Consider the following 18,912-nt stretch of genomic DNA (forward strand, 5'->3'; position numbering starts at 1 on the left):
ACAGTGTGAAACGTTTAATTTACTGCAGATGGAGAAATACCGTAGCAGTGTTTAAAAGCTTTGGTGAAATGTGCTTGGTCGTAGAAGCCCACCTGCATAGCGACTTCAGTACCAGACAAGCCACTTTTCACCAACTTCATCCCCTGTTCTATACGTAAACGAGTGAGCCAGGCGTATGGAGTCATGTTCATGCGCGCTTTGAAGTGGCGTTGAAACTGAGTCGGGCTGAGTGAACAAAGGTTCGCGAGCTGTTCTAAGCGTACAGGTTGATCAAGATGTGCAAGAAGATACTCTTTCAGCGTAGCCAGTGATTGTTTTCCAAGTGGGATGGCTGCCTTTTGTTTTAAAGCACCATAACGTTCAACCAATCCACCCAAACCCTCATAAGGAAGGCAATCAAGCGCTAGTTGGCTCAAGTTCGGTTGCATCAGCTTTTGATGTAATTGAGCAAGAGGGGCAAACAGATTTGGATCGCTAATGATGAGCTGTTTAAAACTCAACATATCACTTGGTTGCGTGAACTCTAGGTTGTCAGTAAACCAGGTTGGGTCAATAGAAAAGACGCGTACCTGATAGCCCGTATCTAAGATAGAACTGCCATCGTGGAGTTCATCTGGCGGCATAACAATAATGTCACCGTAACCGACATTGTGTTGTGTACCTTGATGAGAAAATTTTTGCTGTCCGCTGGTCATTAACCCAATGTGAAAATCTAAGTGATAGTGGCGATCGAAAGCGAACTGATGGTAATCAGCTTCGATCAAACTTATCCCTTGATGTTGAGTTGATGAGTAGAGGATTTTGTCCATATTAAGCTTGGCGAAATAAACAGCAATTCGCCAAGCTTAACCAGTCGCTATAGGAATGTCTTGTAAAAAACGATCACTTAGCTGCAACAATCGTTGCTGGGCGTTTTCTGCCTTGCGTCAAACCGTCATAGCTGAACACCACTAACGCACCCCAGATGAAGGTGAAAGTGATGGCTTTATCGGTCGAGAACGCTTCTCCGTAAATCAGCACGGCCAACAAGAACATCAAACTTGGACCTATGTACTGGAAAAATCCCAAGGTCGACAGTTTGAGTTTTGTCGCTGCACCCGTAAAACAGAGTAAAGGTAATGTAGTGACGATACCGGCACTGATCAGCAGTATATTAAGGTTCAATTCGTTGTTGGCCATTGAGCTGGTGGCTGAGTCGGCAAACCAAGCCAGATAAATCAAAGCGGCTGGTATTAGCACTAAGGTTTCAATAAATAGACCTGTCTGGCCGTTAACACTCACTTTTTTACGCAATAAGCCATAAAAGGCAAAACTGATGGCTAGCGCAAATGCGACCACAGGTACGGAGCCGAACACAACAATTTGAATCGCGACGCCAATCGCTGCCAGCGCTACAGCAAACCACTGAAGCTTACGTAATCGTTCACCGAGAAACAGCATGCCAAATACAACGTTGATCAGAGGGTTAATGTAATAGCCCAAGCTTGCGTCCAACATGTGGTTTGCATTGATTGCCCAGATGAAAATCAGCCAGTTGGCACCGATGAGTAGAGCGGTAGCAATCAGATATAACATCTTAGATTTTGACTGGAAAATGCTGACAACGTTACGCCATTGGTGACTAAAATGGATGATTATCGCTAAAAAGAAAAACGACCAAATAACGCGATGGCTTAGGATTTCCAGAGCAGGAACGAAAGTAATGGTTTTAAAATATATCGGTGCAATACCCCACATTGTGTAGGCACCGATAGCCAGTAATACGCCTTTTTTAGCGTTTGTTTGCTCTTCTGGAGTCATTGTTTATTCTCGATTGAGAGTTGTTCGATACCTAGTTATAAATGGCAGCATTTACCGAGGTATTACAGAATGTTTCGAAAGGAGTTTGCAGTATATACACAAAATACCCGACTGTGCAGCTAAGGAATTATCGGCAAGTGATATTTAACACTCATCTGGGAGAACCTCTGATTTGTCGAACTTTTCTTACAGCGACCTCGAGTTCACCATTCTCTTATACATTTAGCGGTTTTATTCACCGTTAAACGTCTCTACAATATCGGGCTAATTTGATGTTTACGCATCATTGGATTTACCCATTACTGAGAGCTTGCATGACCGCCACTTTAATTGCTGAACATTCAGAGTCACCGTTGACTGCGACAGAAGTCTTGCGTGATGTATTCGGCTATCAAACTTTCAGAGACGGTCAACAAGAAGTCATAGATACCGCAATTCAAGGTAATGACAGCCTTGTGATTATGCCGACCGGCGGTGGTAAATCACTCTGTTACCAAATTCCAGCCTTGGTTCGTTCTGGTGTCACTGTGGTGATTTCGCCACTGATTTCGCTGATGAAAGACCAGGTCGACCAACTAAAAGCTAACGGGGTGTCTGCGGAGTGTGTCAATTCGACGCAAACCCGTGAAGAGCTAGTCAGTGTTTATAACCGTATGCATGCGGGACTGGTTAAGCTGATTTATGTTTCTCCCGAGCGAGTACTCACTAACGAGTTTATCGAGCGTTTGCATAATATTCCGCTGACGATGATCGCGGTGGATGAAGCGCACTGCATTTCTCAGTGGGGACATGATTTCCGTCCTGAATATGCCTTGCTGGGGCAACTAAAGCAGTTGTTCCCTCATGTGCCAATTATGGCGCTGACCGCGACCGCCGATGACGCCACTCGTAGCGATATTCTGCATCGCCTAAACCTGACTGAGCCTCATATCTATCTGGGCAGTTTTGACCGTCCAAATATTCGCTATACCTTGGTTGAAAAACACAAACCGGTTTCTCAAATTATTCGCTACTTGGGCACGCAAAAAGGGCAGTGCGGAATCATCTACTGCGGTAGCCGTAAAAAAGTGGAAATGCTGACTGAGAAGTTGTGCAACAACCACATTCGCGCGGCCAGTTACCATGCTGGGTTAGAGGTTGATGAACGTGCCTACGTGCAAGAAGCCTTTCAGCGAGATGATATTCAGATTGTTGTCGCTACAGTGGCGTTTGGTATGGGGATTAACAAACCGAACGTACGTTTTGTGGTTCACTTTGATATTCCAAGAAATATAGAGTCTTACTATCAGGAAACGGGTCGAGCCGGTCGTGATGGTTTACCAGCAGAAGCGATGATGCTTTACGATCCTGCGGATATTTCTTGGCTTCGCCGTATGTTGGACGAGAAAGACGAAGGACCGCAAAAGCAGGTTGAAACCCATAAGCTGACAGCGATGAGTAACTTTGCTGAAGCGCAGACATGTCGTCGTCAGGTTCTTCTTAATTATTTTGGTGAGTATCGTGAAAAGCCTTGCGGCAACTGCGATATCTGCCTTGATCCGCCAAAGCACTTTGACGCTACAGATGAAGCGCGCAAAGCACTGTCGTGTGTTTATCGTATTAATCAAAACTTCGGTATTGGTTATGCGGTTGAAGTGCTGCGTGGCATGCAAAATATTCGCGTGCGCGAAAATGGCCACGATAAAATTTCCACCTATGGCATTGGTCGTGACCATAGCCATGATTACTGGGTGAGTATTTTCCGCCAGTTAATTCACAAAGGCATGCTGTGCCAAAACATCACTCGAAATTCGACCCTTCAACTTACTGAAGAAGCTCGTCCGCTTCTGCGTGGTGATATGACGTTAGAGCTGGCGGTTCCTCGTCTCGACACCGCTGTTCGCGCGGCTAAATCCGATAAGCTTTCGAGCAAGAATTACGACAAGAAACTGTTTGCCAAGTTACGTAAACTGCGTAAATCCATTGCGGATGAAGACGGTTTGCCACCTTACGTGGTGTTCAGTGACGCAACCTTAATTGATATGGCGGAGATTCTGCCAACCTCTTACGGTGAAATGTTGGCAGTCAACGGTGTTGGTCAGCGAAAGTTGGAAAAATACGCCGACCCATTCTTAGATTTGATTCAGGAGCATTTAACCCATCATGGCTGAGTTCGGTTTAAAGGAATATCTGGCACAAGAAGGTCGACTGATTGTTCAAACTCAGGCGTTTGAGTTTGATAGTTTTCCTGCCATGGGTGAGTGTTTACTTACCTTGCTGTCTGCAACAGCAGTCGAGAAGCAACAGGATGCCGATCTGCATTCATGGCTGATTGATTTTGAAGGTTGTCGACTGATGCTGCGCGCTGAGCACTACAGTGAATGTGTGTGGCTAGAAGCAATGGGTGAAGGCCAGAGCCGAGAAGAACTGGATTTTATTGCCGGCTTGTTAGCTCGCGGAGTTTCCTGTTCTCGATAAATAACCTGTTGATGGTAGCGAACGGGTAGCAAACGCAAACACGCATAAATCCATCCTTGGAGCTCTTATTTGCCGTCCATGGCAAATAAGGTTTGCTTATTGATACTCGTTCACTTTAATGCGCAGTCTAAAATCAGTGAGAATTATTCCTCGCCAATAAACCCACCCGTTTGGTGTGTCCACAACTGAGCGTATACACCATTTTGAGCAAGTAGCTCCTGATGTGAGCCTTGCTCGATGATTTGACCTTTATCCATCACGATCAGGCGATCCATGGCTGCAATGGTTGATAGTCGGTGCGCGATGGCAATAACCGTTTTGCCTTCCATTAGCACTTCAAGGTTCTCTTGAATCGCAGATTCCACTTCTGAGTCCAATGCGGATGTTGCTTCATCCATAATCAGTATCGGTGCGTTTTTCAGTAGTACACGCGCAATGGCAATACGCTGACGCTGACCACCAGAGAGCTTCACGCCTCGCTCACCCACTTCCACGTCGTAACCCGTGCGACCTTGTTCATCTTTCAAATCAATAATGAAATCATGAGCATGTGCCTGTTTGGCTGCGCAGATAAGAGCCTCTTCATCGGCGTTTGGATCGCCATAAAGAATATTTTCACGAATCGAACGGTGCAGAAGTGAAGTATCTTGCGTGATCATACCGATTTGTTGACGCAGAGACTCCTGTGTCACCGCCGCTATGTTCTGCCCATCAATAGAAATTGTGCCGGACTGAACATCGTAAAAGCGCAATAGCAAGTTAACCAAACTCGATTTACCGGCACCTGAACGACCAACAATCCCGACTTTCTCACCCGGTTTTAAATCAAGATTCAAAGATTGGAAAACGGGTTTATCTTCGCTGTAATGGAAATCGACCTGGTTAAATTCGACTTTGCCTTGTGTCACTGTTAGTTCTGGCGCATTGGCAGCGTCTTTGATTTCAACATCGCTGGAGATGGTGTTCATGCCATCGACAACCGTACCAATGTTTTCAAACAACGCACTTACTTCCCACATGATCCACTTAGACATACCCTGAACGCGCAACGCGATACTAATCGCGACCGCAATCACACCCACGGTAACCGCGTTATCCAACCAAAGGTTGATGGATAGAGCTGCAATGGAAAACAGCAACAAGTAGTTAATAGCATCCACGCTAAATAGCAGGCACGTCACCATGCGCATCTGTTTATAAACGGTTTTCAAAAACAGCTTCATGCTGCTTTCGGCATAATCCATTTCACGTTGCGAATGGGAAAATAGCTTTACTGTCGTGATATTGGTGTAGCTATCGACGATGCGGCCTGTCATGACGGAGCGAGCATCCGCTTGTTCGGTGGCAACTTGCTTCATTTTTGGAATGAAGTAGAGCTGAATGAGGATGTAGGTAATTAACCAAATCAAAATTGGCAGCATCAGCACCATATCGGACTCGCCCATCATCCAAATCATCGAAACAAAATAGACCGAGATGTACACCAGTACGTCGACCATCTTCATTACGGTTTCACGCACAGAAAGAGCACTTTGCATCACTTTAGTGGCAACACGCCCTGAGAAATCTTTCTGAAAGAAGCCCACGCTTTGTTTGAGCATGTAGCGGTGCACTAACCAGCGAATCGACATCGGATAATTGCCGAGCAATGTTTGATGCATGATGTTGGAGTGCAGAAATGCCAGCAACGGCATCACTAATGCGACAAGAATCGCCATCGACCAGAGGCGGCCGCTTTGGTCTGCCCAAAAAGTCTCTGGTTTTTGGCTGCTGAGAATATCAACCAACTCACCCATATAACGCAGAAGCGTCACTTCAGCGATAGCAACACAGGCACTGAGTAGCGACATGATCAGTAATGGTTTTTCAAAACCACGAGTGTAATGACGGCAAAAAGCAAACAAGGTTTTTGGCGGCTTTTGAGGTTCTTCTCTTGGAAATGCCTCGGTAAGTTTTTCAAACCATTGGAACATGTTTTATTTGACCTATATTAATGAAATTGAGATTGCTTCGTATTTGCACTTCCAATTATGGTATTTATCAGTAAAATGCCGTACGCATAATAATGATAATCAAAACTATTCTCAAATTTTTACAGCAGGGGGTTCCAATCATGGTAACGACACGCCCAACTAGACTCGGACAAGCAATCCGCACCGCGCTCTGTTTTAGCTTGGTGCCATTCTCACTTCTTACTAGCCAAAGCGTATTGGCAGAAGAGGTTGTTCAAAAAGATTCTCTAGCAGTAGAAACCATTGTGGTTACTGCTTCTGCACTGAAAGTTGACACGCCAGCGCAAGAGACGCCGAAGTCAGTATCTATTATTGACCGCACAGATCTTGAACAGCATGACGTTCAAAAATTGGATGAAGCTTTACGTTACACTCCAGGGTTTACATCACCTTATGGTGCGGACAATGATGCTGAATGGATGTTTGTTCGAGGATTTGAGCCAAGCGTTTATCTTGATGGAAACCGACTTTATAAAGAGGGTTTCTTCGCTTGGGTTGTTGAGCCGTTTGGTCTAGAGCGCGTTGAATTAGTAAAAGGACCTTCTTCGGTGCTTTACGGTGAGACGATGCCGGGTGGCGTGATTAACGTCGTTCAGAAAAAGCCAACAGATGCACCTCAAGGAAAAGTAACATTTTCAGTCGGTAACAAGGATTACCAACAATTAGGTGTAGATGTTTCAGATTGGGCAAATGAAGATGGCTCTCAACGTTATCGTTTGGTTGCGATGGTTAACCAAAAAGATGGTGAAAAAGATCGTACTGAGAATCAACGAGTATATATAGCACCTAGTTATTCTATCGATTTCTCGGAGGAAACATCTTTAACTTTGTTGATGACCTTCTTACAAGATGACGGCATTCCAGTTAATAACTTTCTACCTAGTGAAGGTGTTTTGACTGCATTACCAAATGGAGAAAAGTTCTCAACTAGCGCTAACTACGGCTTACCAGATAGTGATGGTTTTGAAAAAACGCAAGTTTCTTTGGGCTATCAGCTATCTCATCAATTGAATGACGTTTGGGCTTTAAATCAAAACTTTAATTATTCATATGTAGATCTATATCTTCGTAGTACTTCAGTCTGGAATAATTATGATGGTGACGCATACACTTTGGGTCGTTATACCAATTTTAATGATGGCGATTCACAAAGTTTCACTATTGATAACAACGCTCTTGCTGAGTGGCAAAGTGATAGTTTTGAACATCGTTTTCTAACTGGTTTCGATCTTCAACATCATGAAAATAGTTGGCTAGGAAACAGTGCAATCGGCAGTTCTGCGGGCAATGTAAATATCCTTAATCCGACATATGTAACGCCAGATATCTCTGCTGACTTATATGACAATGAAATCACTAAGCAACAACTTGGCCTATATGCGCAATATCAGACCAAATGGGATCAAAAGTGGATTTTCAACTTAGGCGGTAGATACGATTCTGTCAATCTTGAAAGTACTGCTACGAATAAAGATGAAATGGATGATGGGCAGCTTTCGTTGAGCGGCGGGTTGATGTACTTGTCGGATAACGGGTTTTCTCCATATGTTAGTTATTCTGAGTCATTTTATGCAGTTAGCAGTATTGATGCGACAACTAAGAAACTGTTTAAGCCAATTGAAAGTGCTCAACGTGAAGTGGGTGTGAAATATATGCCTACTTGGCTAGATGGGTATTTCAATGTTGCTTGGTTTGATATTGAGCAAGACAACGCAACTGTTAGTGCTTTAGTTGACGGTGTGCTAACAACGTCTCAAAAAGGGTCTCAGCAGAACACTAAAGGTGTCGAAGTTGAAGCTAAAATTGCGATGACAGAGAATCTAATTGTGAATGCAAATTATACATACCTAGACTCTCACTCAGGAGAAGGCTCTGACCGTTCTCGTGATTCATTGATCCCTCGTCATCTAGCTTCAGGTTGGGTAACGTATGATTTCTCAGGCCTAGGTATTGAAGGATTAACAGTTGGTTCTGGTGTTCGCTATACAGGAACTAGTGTTGATTCTCCTAAAAATGAAACAATCCCTGCATATCTCTTATGGGATGCGATGGCAACATATGCGATTAATAAGAAATGGGATATGCAGTTCAACGTGAGTAATCTAACGAATGAAGAGTATGTTGCAGGATGTGATTGGGGTACTTGTTACTACGGTGAATCTCGTCGCATGACAGCAACAGTCAACTACAACTGGTAATCCTTTTAAACTCACTCTCTTAAGGGAGTGAGTTTTTTTGTTTGTTTTATTCCTGCTTCTGCAGGATTTGTTGTTTGAGAATTCCCAGAATAAGGGAGAGAGAGATGTATCATTTACAAGGTGTTGAAATGGTACGAGGTGGGCGAACCATCTTGTCTGTGGATTCACTGAACATACCCACCAATGAGTTAACGGTTGTGCTCGGACACAATGGTTCAGGCAAGTCGACTTTAGTCAGCCTTTTGTCTGGTCAGCAAGTGCCGGATAAAGGTTTCGTTGAGTTAAATGGACAATCTCTCTCATCTTTAGCCGCAAAAGAGTTAGCTAAATCCGTCGCGTTTCTTCCACAAAAATTGCCTACCTCTGCGGGCTTAACGGTTCGTGAGTTGGTTCGTTTAGGACGTTTTCCTTGGCGGGGTGCACTTGGGCGCTGGAAAGCCGAAGATGAAACCATTATTGATGAGTCGATTGCCAAAACAGGAGTGACGGATTTCGCTCATACGCTTGCTGACGAACTGTCTGGAGGTGAGCGTCAAAGAGCTTGGGTTGCGATGTTACTGGCGCAGCAATCGCCGGTTTTGATCCTTGATGAACCCACTTCGGCGCTAGACGTACATCATCAATATCAATTGATGGCTCTATTGGCTGAATTAAATCAAACACAAGGTTGTGGAATTATAGTGATTCTTCATGACCTGAACTTGGCTCTGCGTTATGCCACTCATATTGTGGCGCTAAAACAAGGGCGAATAGCTTTTGAAGGTGCGGCGGAATTACTGCTTGATGAGCAGCGACTATCAGAGCTTTATCATTCTCCCATCAGATTGATTGAACACCCGCAGCCTGCTGCCGAATCTAAAACTAATAAGGTCGCCATCGTATGTGCTTAAAAACCCTAAAAAAGGCATCTCAAAGCCTAGTTGTACTCTTCAGTTTATTGCTTTGTGGTCAGGCCGTGGCTGACATTCATATTCAAGACAGCCGTGGTGAACAAGTCTTTTCCCAATCACCGCAACGTGTCGTTGTGCTGAATTGGGACTTGCTAGAACAGGTATTGGAGCTTGATATCACGCCCGTCGGTGCGCCAAATTTGCCTTCATATACTGAGTGGGTTGCTCAGCCTGCAATCCCTGTTGGCGTTGAAGATATCGGCACTCGCTCCGAGCCTAATCTCGATAAAATTTCAGCGTTAAAACCGGATGTGATTATTGCTGCTTCTCCACAGAAGGATCTGATTCCGACTCTTGAACGTATTGCTCCGGTTGTTTATCTGTCGAACTATGGTCAGCAAGACCAGTCAGCTCAAGTGGCTATTGAGCAATTCAAAACATTGGCGGTGTTATTTGGTAAGCAAGAATTAGCACAGCAAAAGCTAGATACAATGAATGAGCGATTTAAGCAATTAAGCACATCGTTACATCAGGCATTCGGCGAAGAACTGCCATCGGTTGTCGCAATGCGTTTTGCCAGTAATACGTCTGTGTTCTTGTATGGTGACAACTCTGGCACTCAATACGTAATTGAACAGTTAGGCCTAAAAGCGGCGTTGCCTCAGCCTGCCACACCTTGGGGTATCGTTCAAAAACGCTTGAATGAATTACAGAACGTGAAAGATGGGTATGTGCTCTATATCTTGCCATTCCCAGAACAAGAGAAGCTCAATAAATCCATGTTGTGGAAAGCGATGCCTTTTGTCCGTAGCGGTAAGGTGAATGCGGTTCGTACCGTATGGAGTTACGGCGGAGCCATGTCACTGCTTTACACGGCTGAAGCATTGAGCGAGAGCTTGCTTGAGGTTGCGCCAAAGTCATGAGGTTTGTTCATTTAAACCTGCTTGGCTTATTCGTGTTGCTGGCGGCAGCGTTCAGTTTGCAGATCGGTAATGAACTCAGTTTGTCGATGCAGTGGAGCCTCGCAACCTTAGCCACTGAAGCGCAAGAGTTTGCGGACTTCAACTTTTTCTATGCTCAATTGCCAAGGGCGGCTATCACTATTCTCGTCGGTGCGATGTTAGGTCTGGTTGGCAGCTTAATGCAGCAACTGACTCAGAACACGCTGACTTCACCACTGACTTTGGGCACATCTTCCGGTGCTTGGCTTGCATTAATCGTCGTTAATATCTGGTTTTCAGACTTAATTGCCGATTACAGTGCGCTTGCAGCAATGGTCGGTGCGTTGTGTGCATTTGGTGTAATCGTATTAATTACGGGCGTTAACAATATGACCGGCTTGCCTTTAGTGGTGTCCGGCATGGTAGTGAATATCCTTCTTGGTTCTATTGCCACCGCGATCATTTTGCTTAATGAACAGTTCGCACAAAACGTATTTATGTGGGGGGCTGGTGATTTAGCGCAGAATGGTTGGGAATGGCTAGAGTGGCTGCTTCCGCGTTTAGCTATCTCAATTCCGTTACTTATCGTAGCGCCCAGAATTCTGACTTTGATGAGATTAGGTCATCAAGGCGCTGCAGCTCGTGGTCTCGCGGTTATTCCTACCTTCTTGTTATTGATGATGGCGGGCATCTGGTTGGTTTCAGCATCTATTACTGCGGTAGGGGTGATTGGCTTTATCGGTTTATTAACGCCAAACATTGCTCGCGCGATGGGGGCAAGAACGCCAAAGATGGAGCTTTATTCGAGCATGTTGCTTGGTGCTTTGCTGTTGCTGTGTACCGACATGCTTTCTATGTGGTTAAGCTTATGGACGGCGGAAGTAGTACCGAGTGGTATCACGACTGCTGCGATTGGTGCTCCTGCGTTAATCTGGTTTAGCCGTCGTCAGTTAAAAGCACAAGACACGCTGTCTATCAACTTTCCTCATCATCGTAGCAATGTGAGTACCGTCAGTGTTTCGCTTCTTGTTTTTGCTTTTGTTGTGGCGATAGCGCTACACAGTTTTTTGCAAGTGAGCGAGAACAGTTGGAGTTGGATTGTCCCAAGTGAATACCAATGGCAACTGCGTTGGCCTCGTGCGTTAACGGCTTTATTTGCTGGTATTGGTCTGGCGATTGCGGGAACGATTCTGCAACGTTTGATTTATAACCCGTTGGCAAGCCCAGACATTCTTGGTGTCTCTTCCGGTGCTACATTTGCTTTAGTGTTTGCCAGTTTTTTTCTTGGTCAATCAATGTTGAACACCAACTGGGTAACGGCATTGTTGGGCAGTGTGATTGTGTTGATTGCTCTGTTGGTGTTGGGTAAGCGCCACCAGTACGCGCCTTCTAGTTTAATTCTGACAGGTATTGCGATTACTGCATTGCTCGAAGCTTTGGTGCAGTTCTGTCTTTCAAAAGGCACGGCGGGCAGTTATCAAATCTTACTATGGCTAGCTGGCTCGACGTATCGAGTCTCTTCCTCACAAAGTCTCTACTTGGCTATCGGCGTTGTCGGATTGTCCTGCTTTGCTTTGCTGACGTCTCGATGGCTAACTTTGATCTCTATTGGACGCAGTTTTGCCGGTGCGCGAGGCTTAAGCCCGCAAACGGCCAGTTTAGTTCTGCTGATTGTTGTGGCTCTATTATGTGCCTTGGTGACAGCAACCATGGGGCCTGTCTCTTTCGTTGGTTTAATCGCGCCACATATGGCAATGATGCTGGGAGCGCAGAAAGCAAAGCAGCAACTCTTGATGGCAAGCTTGGTGGGTGGGTCGTTAATGCTATGGGCGGACTGGCTAGGGCAAGTGATGTTGTATCCAATGCAGATTGCGGCGGGAACTATCGTCGCCATTCTCGGCGGAAGTTATTTCTTGTTGCTGTTAGTTTTCAGCAGAACGAAATAAAAAGAAAAGAGCCCGTTCGGGCTCTTGTTACATCATATGTTTGCGACGAATATCGAGTAGGGCGAAGATGCCGAAAATCAGTATCGACCATTTTTCCCAACTGCTGGTTTTTACTTTGTCACCAAATGCGCCAACAAAAATCAGCATTTGTAGACCATGCATCATGAACAGGAAGGCGGTCATGATGTAAAGCGCGATAGCCGCTTTACCGGGAAATGGCATAACAATGTTGAGCAGCAGTACAAGCCAGACAAATGCAATCGCAGCTTTCGCTAATACTAATAGAGCTTTCATTCTGTAGTCCTTTCAAACAGTCGGTAACACACTTGGCCAGCACTTTTTTCTCGGTATAGCTGCCAGCTTTCTGGTAATTCAGGTAACGATAATTCTTTTTCGGTTTCTATGTAAATCATCGCGTTATCAGCAAGCCACCCATTCTGCTCCAGCAGTTGCAGCGTTTCATCTAACAAGCCTTTACGAAACGGCGGGTCGATGAACACCACATCAAAAGGGGAGCCACTCTGCTTTAAGTACGCGAGAGAGTCAGTATTAATCGCTTCAATATTGGTTGCTTTCAATGTGGCGATGTTCGTTTTCAATTGATTGAATGCCTGAGCGTTCATCTCCAGCATTGTGACACTTTCAGCCTGACGCGATGCACACTCAAAACCTAAACCGCCCGATCCTGCGAACAGGTCAAGGCATTTGGCATTTGGTACATCTTGAGCAATCCAGTTAAATAGGGTTTCTTTGACTCTATCTGTGGTTGGGCGTAAGCCTTCTGCATCGTGAACGGGTAGTTTTCTTCCGCGCCATAAGCCGCTGATAATTCGAACTTGCCCACTTGGAGCACGATTTTGTGATGGGTTTTGTTGGCGACGTCTTACCATAGATTTTTTGACCGCTAATTAAGTGTTATTATACCCCAGTAACCTCAAGATGCTTGTTCTGAACTCGTCGATGAAGCTCTGAATCCTGCATTGTGAGGTCACTTGGGTATATAGCCAACCTTTCAGTAATAATAGTTTTGCTGAAGATAAGCATTCATAAATATGGCAAAGTTTACCAAGTGAAGAAGAAAGTTATCACTGCTTTGTCATTTTTCTTTTCTTTTTAGGGATAATTCTTTAAGAAAAGAGTCATAGTTTAGAAAAATAATCAGACAAGAAAATCTAGGATATCCTCAGATGACGGAAAAAAAGAAGCGTGGCTTACTGTCATGGCTTGGCTTTGGTGATGAAGAACCAAGCCAAACAAAAGCAACCGAAGAACAAGTAGAACAAACTGAATCAGAACAAACGGTTGAAGAGCCGGTCGAGGAAGTCGAGACTGAAAAAGCAGAAGCAGAAGCAGAAGCAGAAGCAGAAGCAGAAGCAGAAGTTATTGAAGAACCTCAAGCGCAAGAGCCTCGAATCCAAGAACAGGAAAAGCCAACAGAGAGCTTCTTTGCTCGTCTGAAACGTAGCTTAAGCCGCACGAAAGCTAACATCGGTGCCGGTTTTTTTGGTTTATTCAAAGGCAAAAAAATCGATAGTGATCTGTTTGAAGAACTAGAAGAACAGCTATTGATTGCGGATGTGGGTATGGATACCACACTGAAAATCATCGAAAACCTGACAGAAAAAGCATCTCGCCAGCAACTAAAAGATGGCGAAGCGCTGTACGATCTGTTGAAAGGTGAATTGGCAGAAATTCTGTCGACCGTTGAACAGCCTTTGGTTGTTGATACCGCAAAAACACCGTACGTGATTTTAATGGTTGGTGTAAACGGTGTAGGTAAAACCACAACAATCGGTAAACTGGCTAAGCAGTTCCAGTCACAAGGTAAGAAAGTGATGCTGGCTGCGGGTGACACATTCCGAGCAGCGGCTGTTGAACAGTTACAAGTATGGGGTGAGCGCAATAATGTTCCAGTTATTGCTCAACATACCGGTGCAGACAGTGCGTCCGTGATTTACGATGCGATTGAAGCTGCGAAAGCGCGTGGTGTGGATGTGGTTATCGCTGATACCGCAGGTCGTTTACAAAACAAATCCAACCTGATGGAAGAGCTGCGTAAAATCGTTCGCGTAATGAAGAAAATCGACGATTCAGCGCCGCATGAAATCATGCTGACGTTGGATGCGGGTACTGGTCAAAATGCGATTAGCCAAGCGAAACTGTTTAGCGATGTTGCACCAATCACAGGTATTACTCTGACCAAACTGGATGGTACTGCAAAAGGTGGTGTAATTTTCGCGATTGCGGATCAGTTCCAAATTCCAATTCGCTTTATCGGTGTTGGTGAAGGCATTGAAGATCTGCGTCCATTCGAAACGCAAGAGTTCATCGACGCGCTGTTTAGTCGCGATGAGTAATAATCCCAAGTACAACGAACAGTAACATACCCTAGAGAGATGCCCGTTTGGGTATCTCGCTGCAAAAAAGGAATGATGCGTGATCAAGTTTCAACAGGTGAGCAAGGTATATCGAGGCGGGCGACAAGCTCTGCAGAAAGTCGATTTTCATTTACGTCGTGGTGAGATGACCTTTCTGGGTGGACATTCTGGCGCGGGTAAGAGTACTTTGCTTAAGCTCATTTGCGCTATTGAGCGACCTACTGACGGCAAAATCAGTTTTAACGGCCATGACGTCACCCGTATTCCAAACAAAGATATTCCTTTTTTGCGTCGTAATATCGGTATTGTTTTCCAAGATCACCGCCTTTTGATGGACAGAACCGTGTTTGACAACGTTGCGTTGCCGATGCGAATTGAGTCTATCTCTGAAAACGATATCAAGCGCCGAGTTTCGGCAGCGTTAGATAAAACCGGTTTGTTGGATAAAGCTCGTTGTTTACCGAGCCAGTTATCGGGTGGTGAGCAGCAACGTGTTGGTATTGCTCGAGCTGTGGTGAACCGTCCTACTCTATTATTAGCCGATGAACCTACGGGTAACTTGGACCCAGAACTATCGACTCGTATCCTGCATCTGTTTGAAGAGTTTAACCGCGCTGGAGTGACCATTTTACTGGCAACTCACGATCATAACTTAGTGAATTCTCGCCCTCAGTATCGCCACTTAGAGTTAAATCAGGGCTTTTTAAGTGAGGTTGAAGATTATGGCCGTTAATCCTAAAAACAAGAAAACGACCAAAGCTCGTGATGCAAAAAGAGTGAAAACCGATAGCTTTTTGACTATTCATATCAAACAAGCCAAAGCGTCTTTTTCCAGCCTGTGGCAACGCCCTATGGGTAATATTCTCACATTGGCTGTTATCTCTATGGCACTGACCCTACCAGCGTGTATGTATTTGCTGAGCAAGAATATTGCGTCTGTGGCAGACAACGTAGCGAGCCCTTCTCAAATCAGTGTTTACATAAAAGAAGATACGCCTGAGCCAAGAATCATGGTGTTGAAAGACGAAATCGAAAGCCGTGCTGAAGTGGAGAAAGTCGATTATATCTCTCCACAACAAGGTCTTGAGGATTTGAGTCAGCATTCAGGTTTCGACCAAGCTATCAGCCTGCTTGATGAATATTCACTGCCGGGTGTGCTGATTGTTTCTCCAAATGTCGAAACGGACCAGGAAATAAAGGCGATTGCTGATTCCATCCGTGGTCAGGAAGGGGTAACAGACGTACGTTTAGACGAAGACTGGTTAGCTCGATTGGATGCTATTCGTAATTTAGCGACGATTGTGGTTATCAGCTTGTCATTATTAATGCTGGCTTCTGTGTTTTTGATTATCGGCAACACACTCCGTTTTAACGTTCAGGCCAATAAAGAAGAAATTCAGACTATGAAGCTGATTGGTGCGACCGATAGCTTTATTCTGCGTCCTTATTTATACGTCGGTATGTGGTTTGGTGTTTTGGGAGCTATATCGGCTTGGCTACTAACAGCCTTTATCACCATAGTGCTGAATGGGGCGGTGGAAGATTTAGCTAAGTTGTACGATAGCCAGTTTCGGTTAATCGGTTTAAATTGGGATGAATCTTTACTACTGCTTATGCTGGGAACGGCCTTAGGCTGTATCGCGGCGAAAAGCGCAGCCCAACGCCACTTAAAAGAAATTGAACCTGTGTAGCGAATCCTTGTCTTTATTAGGTGAAAACAATATTTGAGTGGCTAGTTGACTTGTCACTAACATTTGTTTATGCATAATAACCAATCGGTCTTGAATACTGTTCATTTTGGGTTCAAGATTGTTAGATTAAATTGGCTCCAGATCAGAGATTGATGAGGAATTGAATGACTAAGTCAACATATCAATTAGCGCTTGTTTCGCAAGATAGCTTAGATAGTTATATCCGCACAGCGAACAGTTATCCTATGCTGACCGCAGAGGAAGAGCGTGAGCTTGCTGAGAAGTTGCATTATGAAGGTGATATTGAAGCGGCTAAAGGCTTGATTCTGTCACACCTTCGTTTCGTTGTTCACGTTGCTCGTGGTTATTCTGGCTACGGCTTGCCATTAGCGGATCTTGTTCAGGAAGGTAACATTGGTCTGATGAAAGCGGTAAAACGCTTTAACCCTGAAGTGGGTGTAAGACTGGTATCTTTCGCGGTTCACTGGATCAAAGCTGAAATCCACGAGTACGTATTACGTAACTGGCGTATCGTGAAGATTGCGACGACAAAAGCGCAACGTAAACTTTTCTTCAATCTACGTAAGTCGAAAAAGCGTTTAGGTTGGTTTAACAACGGTGAAGTTGAAACTGTTGCTCGTGAACTGGGTGTAGAGCCTTCAGAAGTTCGTGAAATGGAATCTCGCTTAGCGGCACAAGATGCAACGTTTGAGTTTTCTGCTGATGATGATGACAACAGCAACTCTTATGCGGCGCCAATGTTATATCTGGAAGACAAGCATTCAGATTTAGCCGACAACCTAGAAGAGCAGAACTGGGAAAAACATACGACAAAACGTCTGAGTCTTGCTTTAGCAACTCTTGATGAGCGTAGTCAACATATCGTGCGTTCGCGTTGGTTGGATGATCAAAAATCAACCCTTCAGGAACTGGCCGATATGTATGAAGTATCTGCTGAGCGTATTCGTCAGTTAGAAAAGAATGCGATGAAGAAATTAAAAGAAGCGGTAGGCGAGTTGTAATTCCCCTAACCATTCTGTAAATACCAAAAAACCGAGGTCTGTTGATCTCGGTTTTTTTATGCCGGATCGAAAAGGCCTTTAAACTGAACATGGGAAACTGTGGATAAGTCTGTGGTAAATTTATTTACTGACTGTCATCAAGTAGGGTAAATAAAGGTATGAACGCTGTTTTTTATTTGGGGATACTTTTAGATCTACACACAGAAAGAGCAGGATCATCACTAGATGTTGTGGATCGATCTTGAGAAAAACACTTTATCACCGCAATCCACAGGATTATCCACAGTTGATGAACAAATGATCGCTGGTGGATAACCTTACTCAGCCCATGTACTTGTCATTCTCTGGATAGGTTACAATGGCGCTGAAAAAATATTACTAAAGTGAGAGTAAATCATGGACCAATTTCAGCACATTGATGTAGCGGGCGCTCAAACCCTCATCGAACAGAATAATGCCAAGCTAGTGGATATCAGAGATCCCCAGTCGTTTGCTGTTGCACATGCAAAAACGGCATTCCATTTAACCAATGACAGCATCGTTTCATTCATGGAAGAGGCTGAATTTGATCAGCCGGTTTTGGTTATGTGCTATCACGGAATTAGTAGCCAGGGTGCAGCCCAATACTTGGTTAACCAAGGCTTTGAACAGGTGTATAGTGTGGATGGTGGTTTTGAAGCTTGGCATCGTGCCAACTTACCTGTCGAAGCGAGTTAGAAAAACAGATGATTAGATTGATCACTTTAAATAACCCTCGAATGGCGCAAGCATTTATCGATTACATGGCGTCACGGCAGATAGAGATAAGAATGACGTCAGAGGGAAGTGGTCAATTTGCCTTGTGGTTGATGGAAGATGAACATCAACTGGAAGTGGAACACGAAATAGAGCTGTTCCTCGCCAATCCCAATGACGGTAAGTATCAGGCTGCGTCTTGGGATATGGCAGAAAGTCGTAAACCTCAATTCCGATATCACTCGCCCAGTATGATGGCAATGCTCAAAGCCAAAGCGGGTCCATTAACGCTATCCATCATGACGGTCTGTGTTGCTATCTTTGCTTTACAGCAAATAGGCATGTCGGACGCTGTGTTCTCCGCATTACATTTCCCAGCAGAAAGCGGCCAGCAATGGCAGTTGTGGCGTTGGGTAAGTCATGCGCTCCTGCATTTTTCCGTCTTACACATAGTGTTTAACTTGCTATGGTGGTGGCAATTTGGCGGAGATATCGAAAAACGCTTGGGTAGCTTTAAGTTATTGCAGATTTTTTTAGTCTCTTCTGCTTTTTCCGGTGCAGGACAGTATTGGGTAGAAGGCGCTAATTTTGGTGGCCTATCGGGTGTGGTTTACGCTTTAGTCGGTTATTTATGGATGCTAGGCTGGCGAGCACCTCAGATGGGGCTAGGCATTCAGAAGCCACTGGTTGTGTTTATGCTGGTTTGGTTAGTGCTTGGTTTTGTGCAGCCCTTTATGGCGATTGCCAACAGCGCTCACTTAGCCGGCTTGGTAGTTGGTGTCCTACTAGGGCTCAATGATGCGAATCGATACTCTCTGAAGAAACAAAAAAACGGCTCATAA

At 44.7% G+C, this 18,912-nt stretch carries 17 protein-coding genes; 12 read left to right on the forward strand and 5 right to left on the reverse strand.

Annotated features, from left to right (window positions below; genetic code table 11):
* Positions 1 to 14: 14 nt before the first annotated feature.
* Positions 15 to 809, reverse strand: coding sequence for an AraC family transcriptional regulator (locus tag AAGA51_RS00435; RefSeq protein ID WP_042489768.1), 795 nt, complete (start codon positions 807 to 809; stop codon positions 15 to 17).
* Between the two features lie 73 nt (positions 810 to 882).
* Positions 883 to 1,800 carry an EamA family transporter RarD gene (rarD, locus tag AAGA51_RS00440; RefSeq protein ID WP_042489766.1) on the reverse strand — a complete coding sequence of 306 codons (918 nt, stop codon included), beginning with the start codon at positions 1,798 to 1,800 and terminating at the stop codon, positions 883 to 885.
* A gap of 314 nt (positions 1,801 to 2,114) precedes the next feature.
* On the opposite strand from rarD, the gene recQ reads away from it, so the two are divergent.
* The gene (gene recQ, locus AAGA51_RS00445) at positions 2,115 to 3,950 is read left to right on the forward strand and encodes an ATP-dependent DNA helicase RecQ (RefSeq protein ID WP_042489764.1); all 1,836 of its coding nucleotides are present in this window, start codon (positions 2,115 to 2,117) and stop codon (positions 3,948 to 3,950) included.
* Positions 3,940 to 4,257, forward strand: coding sequence for a DUF3630 family protein (locus AAGA51_RS00450; protein WP_174435430.1), 318 nt, complete (start codon positions 3,940 to 3,942; stop codon positions 4,255 to 4,257). Before recQ ends, AAGA51_RS00450 begins: the two co-directional genes overlap by 11 nt.
* Positions 4,258 to 4,400: 143 nt before the next feature.
* Here AAGA51_RS00450 and AAGA51_RS00455 read toward each other — a convergent pair whose 3' ends face one another.
* Positions 4,401 to 6,230, reverse strand: coding sequence for an ABC transporter ATP-binding protein (locus tag AAGA51_RS00455; RefSeq protein WP_042489761.1), 1,830 nt, complete (start codon positions 6,228 to 6,230; stop codon positions 4,401 to 4,403).
* A 140-nt stretch (positions 6,231 to 6,370) separates the two neighbouring features.
* On the opposite strand from AAGA51_RS00455, the gene AAGA51_RS00460 reads away from it, so the two are divergent.
* The 4 genes from AAGA51_RS00460 (at position 6,371) to fhuB (ending at position 12,244) form a co-directional block, all read left to right on the forward strand.
* Positions 6,371 to 8,467 (forward strand): TonB-dependent siderophore receptor, encoded by a 2,097-nt coding sequence (locus AAGA51_RS00460; RefSeq protein ID WP_042489801.1) that lies wholly within the window; start codon positions 6,371 to 6,373, stop codon positions 8,465 to 8,467.
* Positions 8,468 to 8,571: 104 nt separating this feature from the next.
* A complete protein-coding gene (locus tag AAGA51_RS00465; protein ID WP_042489759.1) occupies positions 8,572 to 9,357 on the forward strand; it encodes an ABC transporter ATP-binding protein in 786 nt (261 codons plus the stop codon).
* The gene (locus AAGA51_RS00470; RefSeq protein ID WP_042489757.1) at positions 9,348 to 10,280 is read left to right on the forward strand and encodes an iron-siderophore ABC transporter substrate-binding protein; all 933 of its coding nucleotides are present in this window, start codon (positions 9,348 to 9,350) and stop codon (positions 10,278 to 10,280) included. The genes AAGA51_RS00465 and AAGA51_RS00470 overlap by 10 nt, the downstream gene beginning before the upstream one ends.
* Positions 10,277 to 12,244 (forward strand): Fe(3+)-hydroxamate ABC transporter permease FhuB, encoded by a 1,968-nt coding sequence (gene fhuB, locus AAGA51_RS00475; protein ID WP_042489755.1) that lies wholly within the window; start codon positions 10,277 to 10,279, stop codon positions 12,242 to 12,244. The genes AAGA51_RS00470 and fhuB overlap by 4 nt, the downstream gene beginning before the upstream one ends.
* 27 nt (positions 12,245 to 12,271) lie before the next feature.
* On the opposite strand, the gene AAGA51_RS00480 is transcribed toward fhuB, so the two are convergent.
* Positions 12,272 to 12,538, reverse strand: coding sequence for a DUF1145 domain-containing protein (locus AAGA51_RS00480; protein WP_042489753.1), 267 nt, complete (start codon positions 12,536 to 12,538; stop codon positions 12,272 to 12,274).
* On the reverse strand, positions 12,535 to 13,134 hold the full coding sequence (rsmD, locus tag AAGA51_RS00485) for a 16S rRNA (guanine(966)-N(2))-methyltransferase RsmD (protein ID WP_042489751.1): 600 nt from the start codon (positions 13,132 to 13,134) through the stop codon (positions 12,535 to 12,537). Before rsmD ends, AAGA51_RS00480 begins: the two co-directional genes overlap by 4 nt.
* A 297-nt stretch (positions 13,135 to 13,431) precedes the next feature.
* Between rsmD and ftsY the strand changes: the two genes are divergently transcribed.
* The 6 genes from ftsY to glpG all read left to right on the forward strand — a co-directional run bounded on the left by ftsY (position 13,432) and on the right by glpG (position 18,912).
* Positions 13,432 to 14,601, forward strand: a complete 1,170-nt coding sequence (gene ftsY, locus AAGA51_RS00490) for a signal recognition particle-docking protein FtsY (RefSeq protein ID WP_042489749.1) — start codon at positions 13,432 to 13,434, stop codon at positions 14,599 to 14,601.
* Positions 14,602 to 14,680: 79 nt separating this feature from the next.
* Positions 14,681 to 15,355 (forward strand): cell division ATP-binding protein FtsE, encoded by a 675-nt coding sequence (gene ftsE, locus AAGA51_RS00495; RefSeq protein ID WP_042489747.1) that lies wholly within the window; start codon positions 14,681 to 14,683, stop codon positions 15,353 to 15,355.
* On the forward strand, positions 15,345 to 16,313 hold the full coding sequence (ftsX, locus tag AAGA51_RS00500; protein WP_042489746.1) for a permease-like cell division protein FtsX: 969 nt from the start codon (positions 15,345 to 15,347) through the stop codon (positions 16,311 to 16,313). Before ftsE ends, ftsX begins: the two co-directional genes overlap by 11 nt.
* 164 nt (positions 16,314 to 16,477) lie before the next feature.
* Positions 16,478 to 17,335, forward strand: a complete 858-nt coding sequence (gene rpoH, locus AAGA51_RS00505) for an RNA polymerase sigma factor RpoH (protein WP_042489743.1) — start codon at positions 16,478 to 16,480, stop codon at positions 17,333 to 17,335.
* A gap of 396 nt (positions 17,336 to 17,731) precedes the next feature.
* Positions 17,732 to 18,052, forward strand: coding sequence for a thiosulfate sulfurtransferase GlpE (gene glpE / locus AAGA51_RS00510; RefSeq protein WP_042489741.1), 321 nt, complete (start codon positions 17,732 to 17,734; stop codon positions 18,050 to 18,052).
* An 8-nt stretch (positions 18,053 to 18,060) separates the two neighbouring features.
* Entirely contained in the window at positions 18,061 to 18,912 is an 852-nt protein-coding gene (glpG, locus tag AAGA51_RS00515; RefSeq protein ID WP_042489739.1) for a rhomboid family intramembrane serine protease GlpG, read from the forward strand.

Source organism: Vibrio diazotrophicus (assembly GCF_038452265.1).
In the GTDB taxonomy this organism is placed as follows: domain Bacteria; phylum Pseudomonadota; class Gammaproteobacteria; order Enterobacterales; family Vibrionaceae; genus Vibrio; species Vibrio diazotrophicus.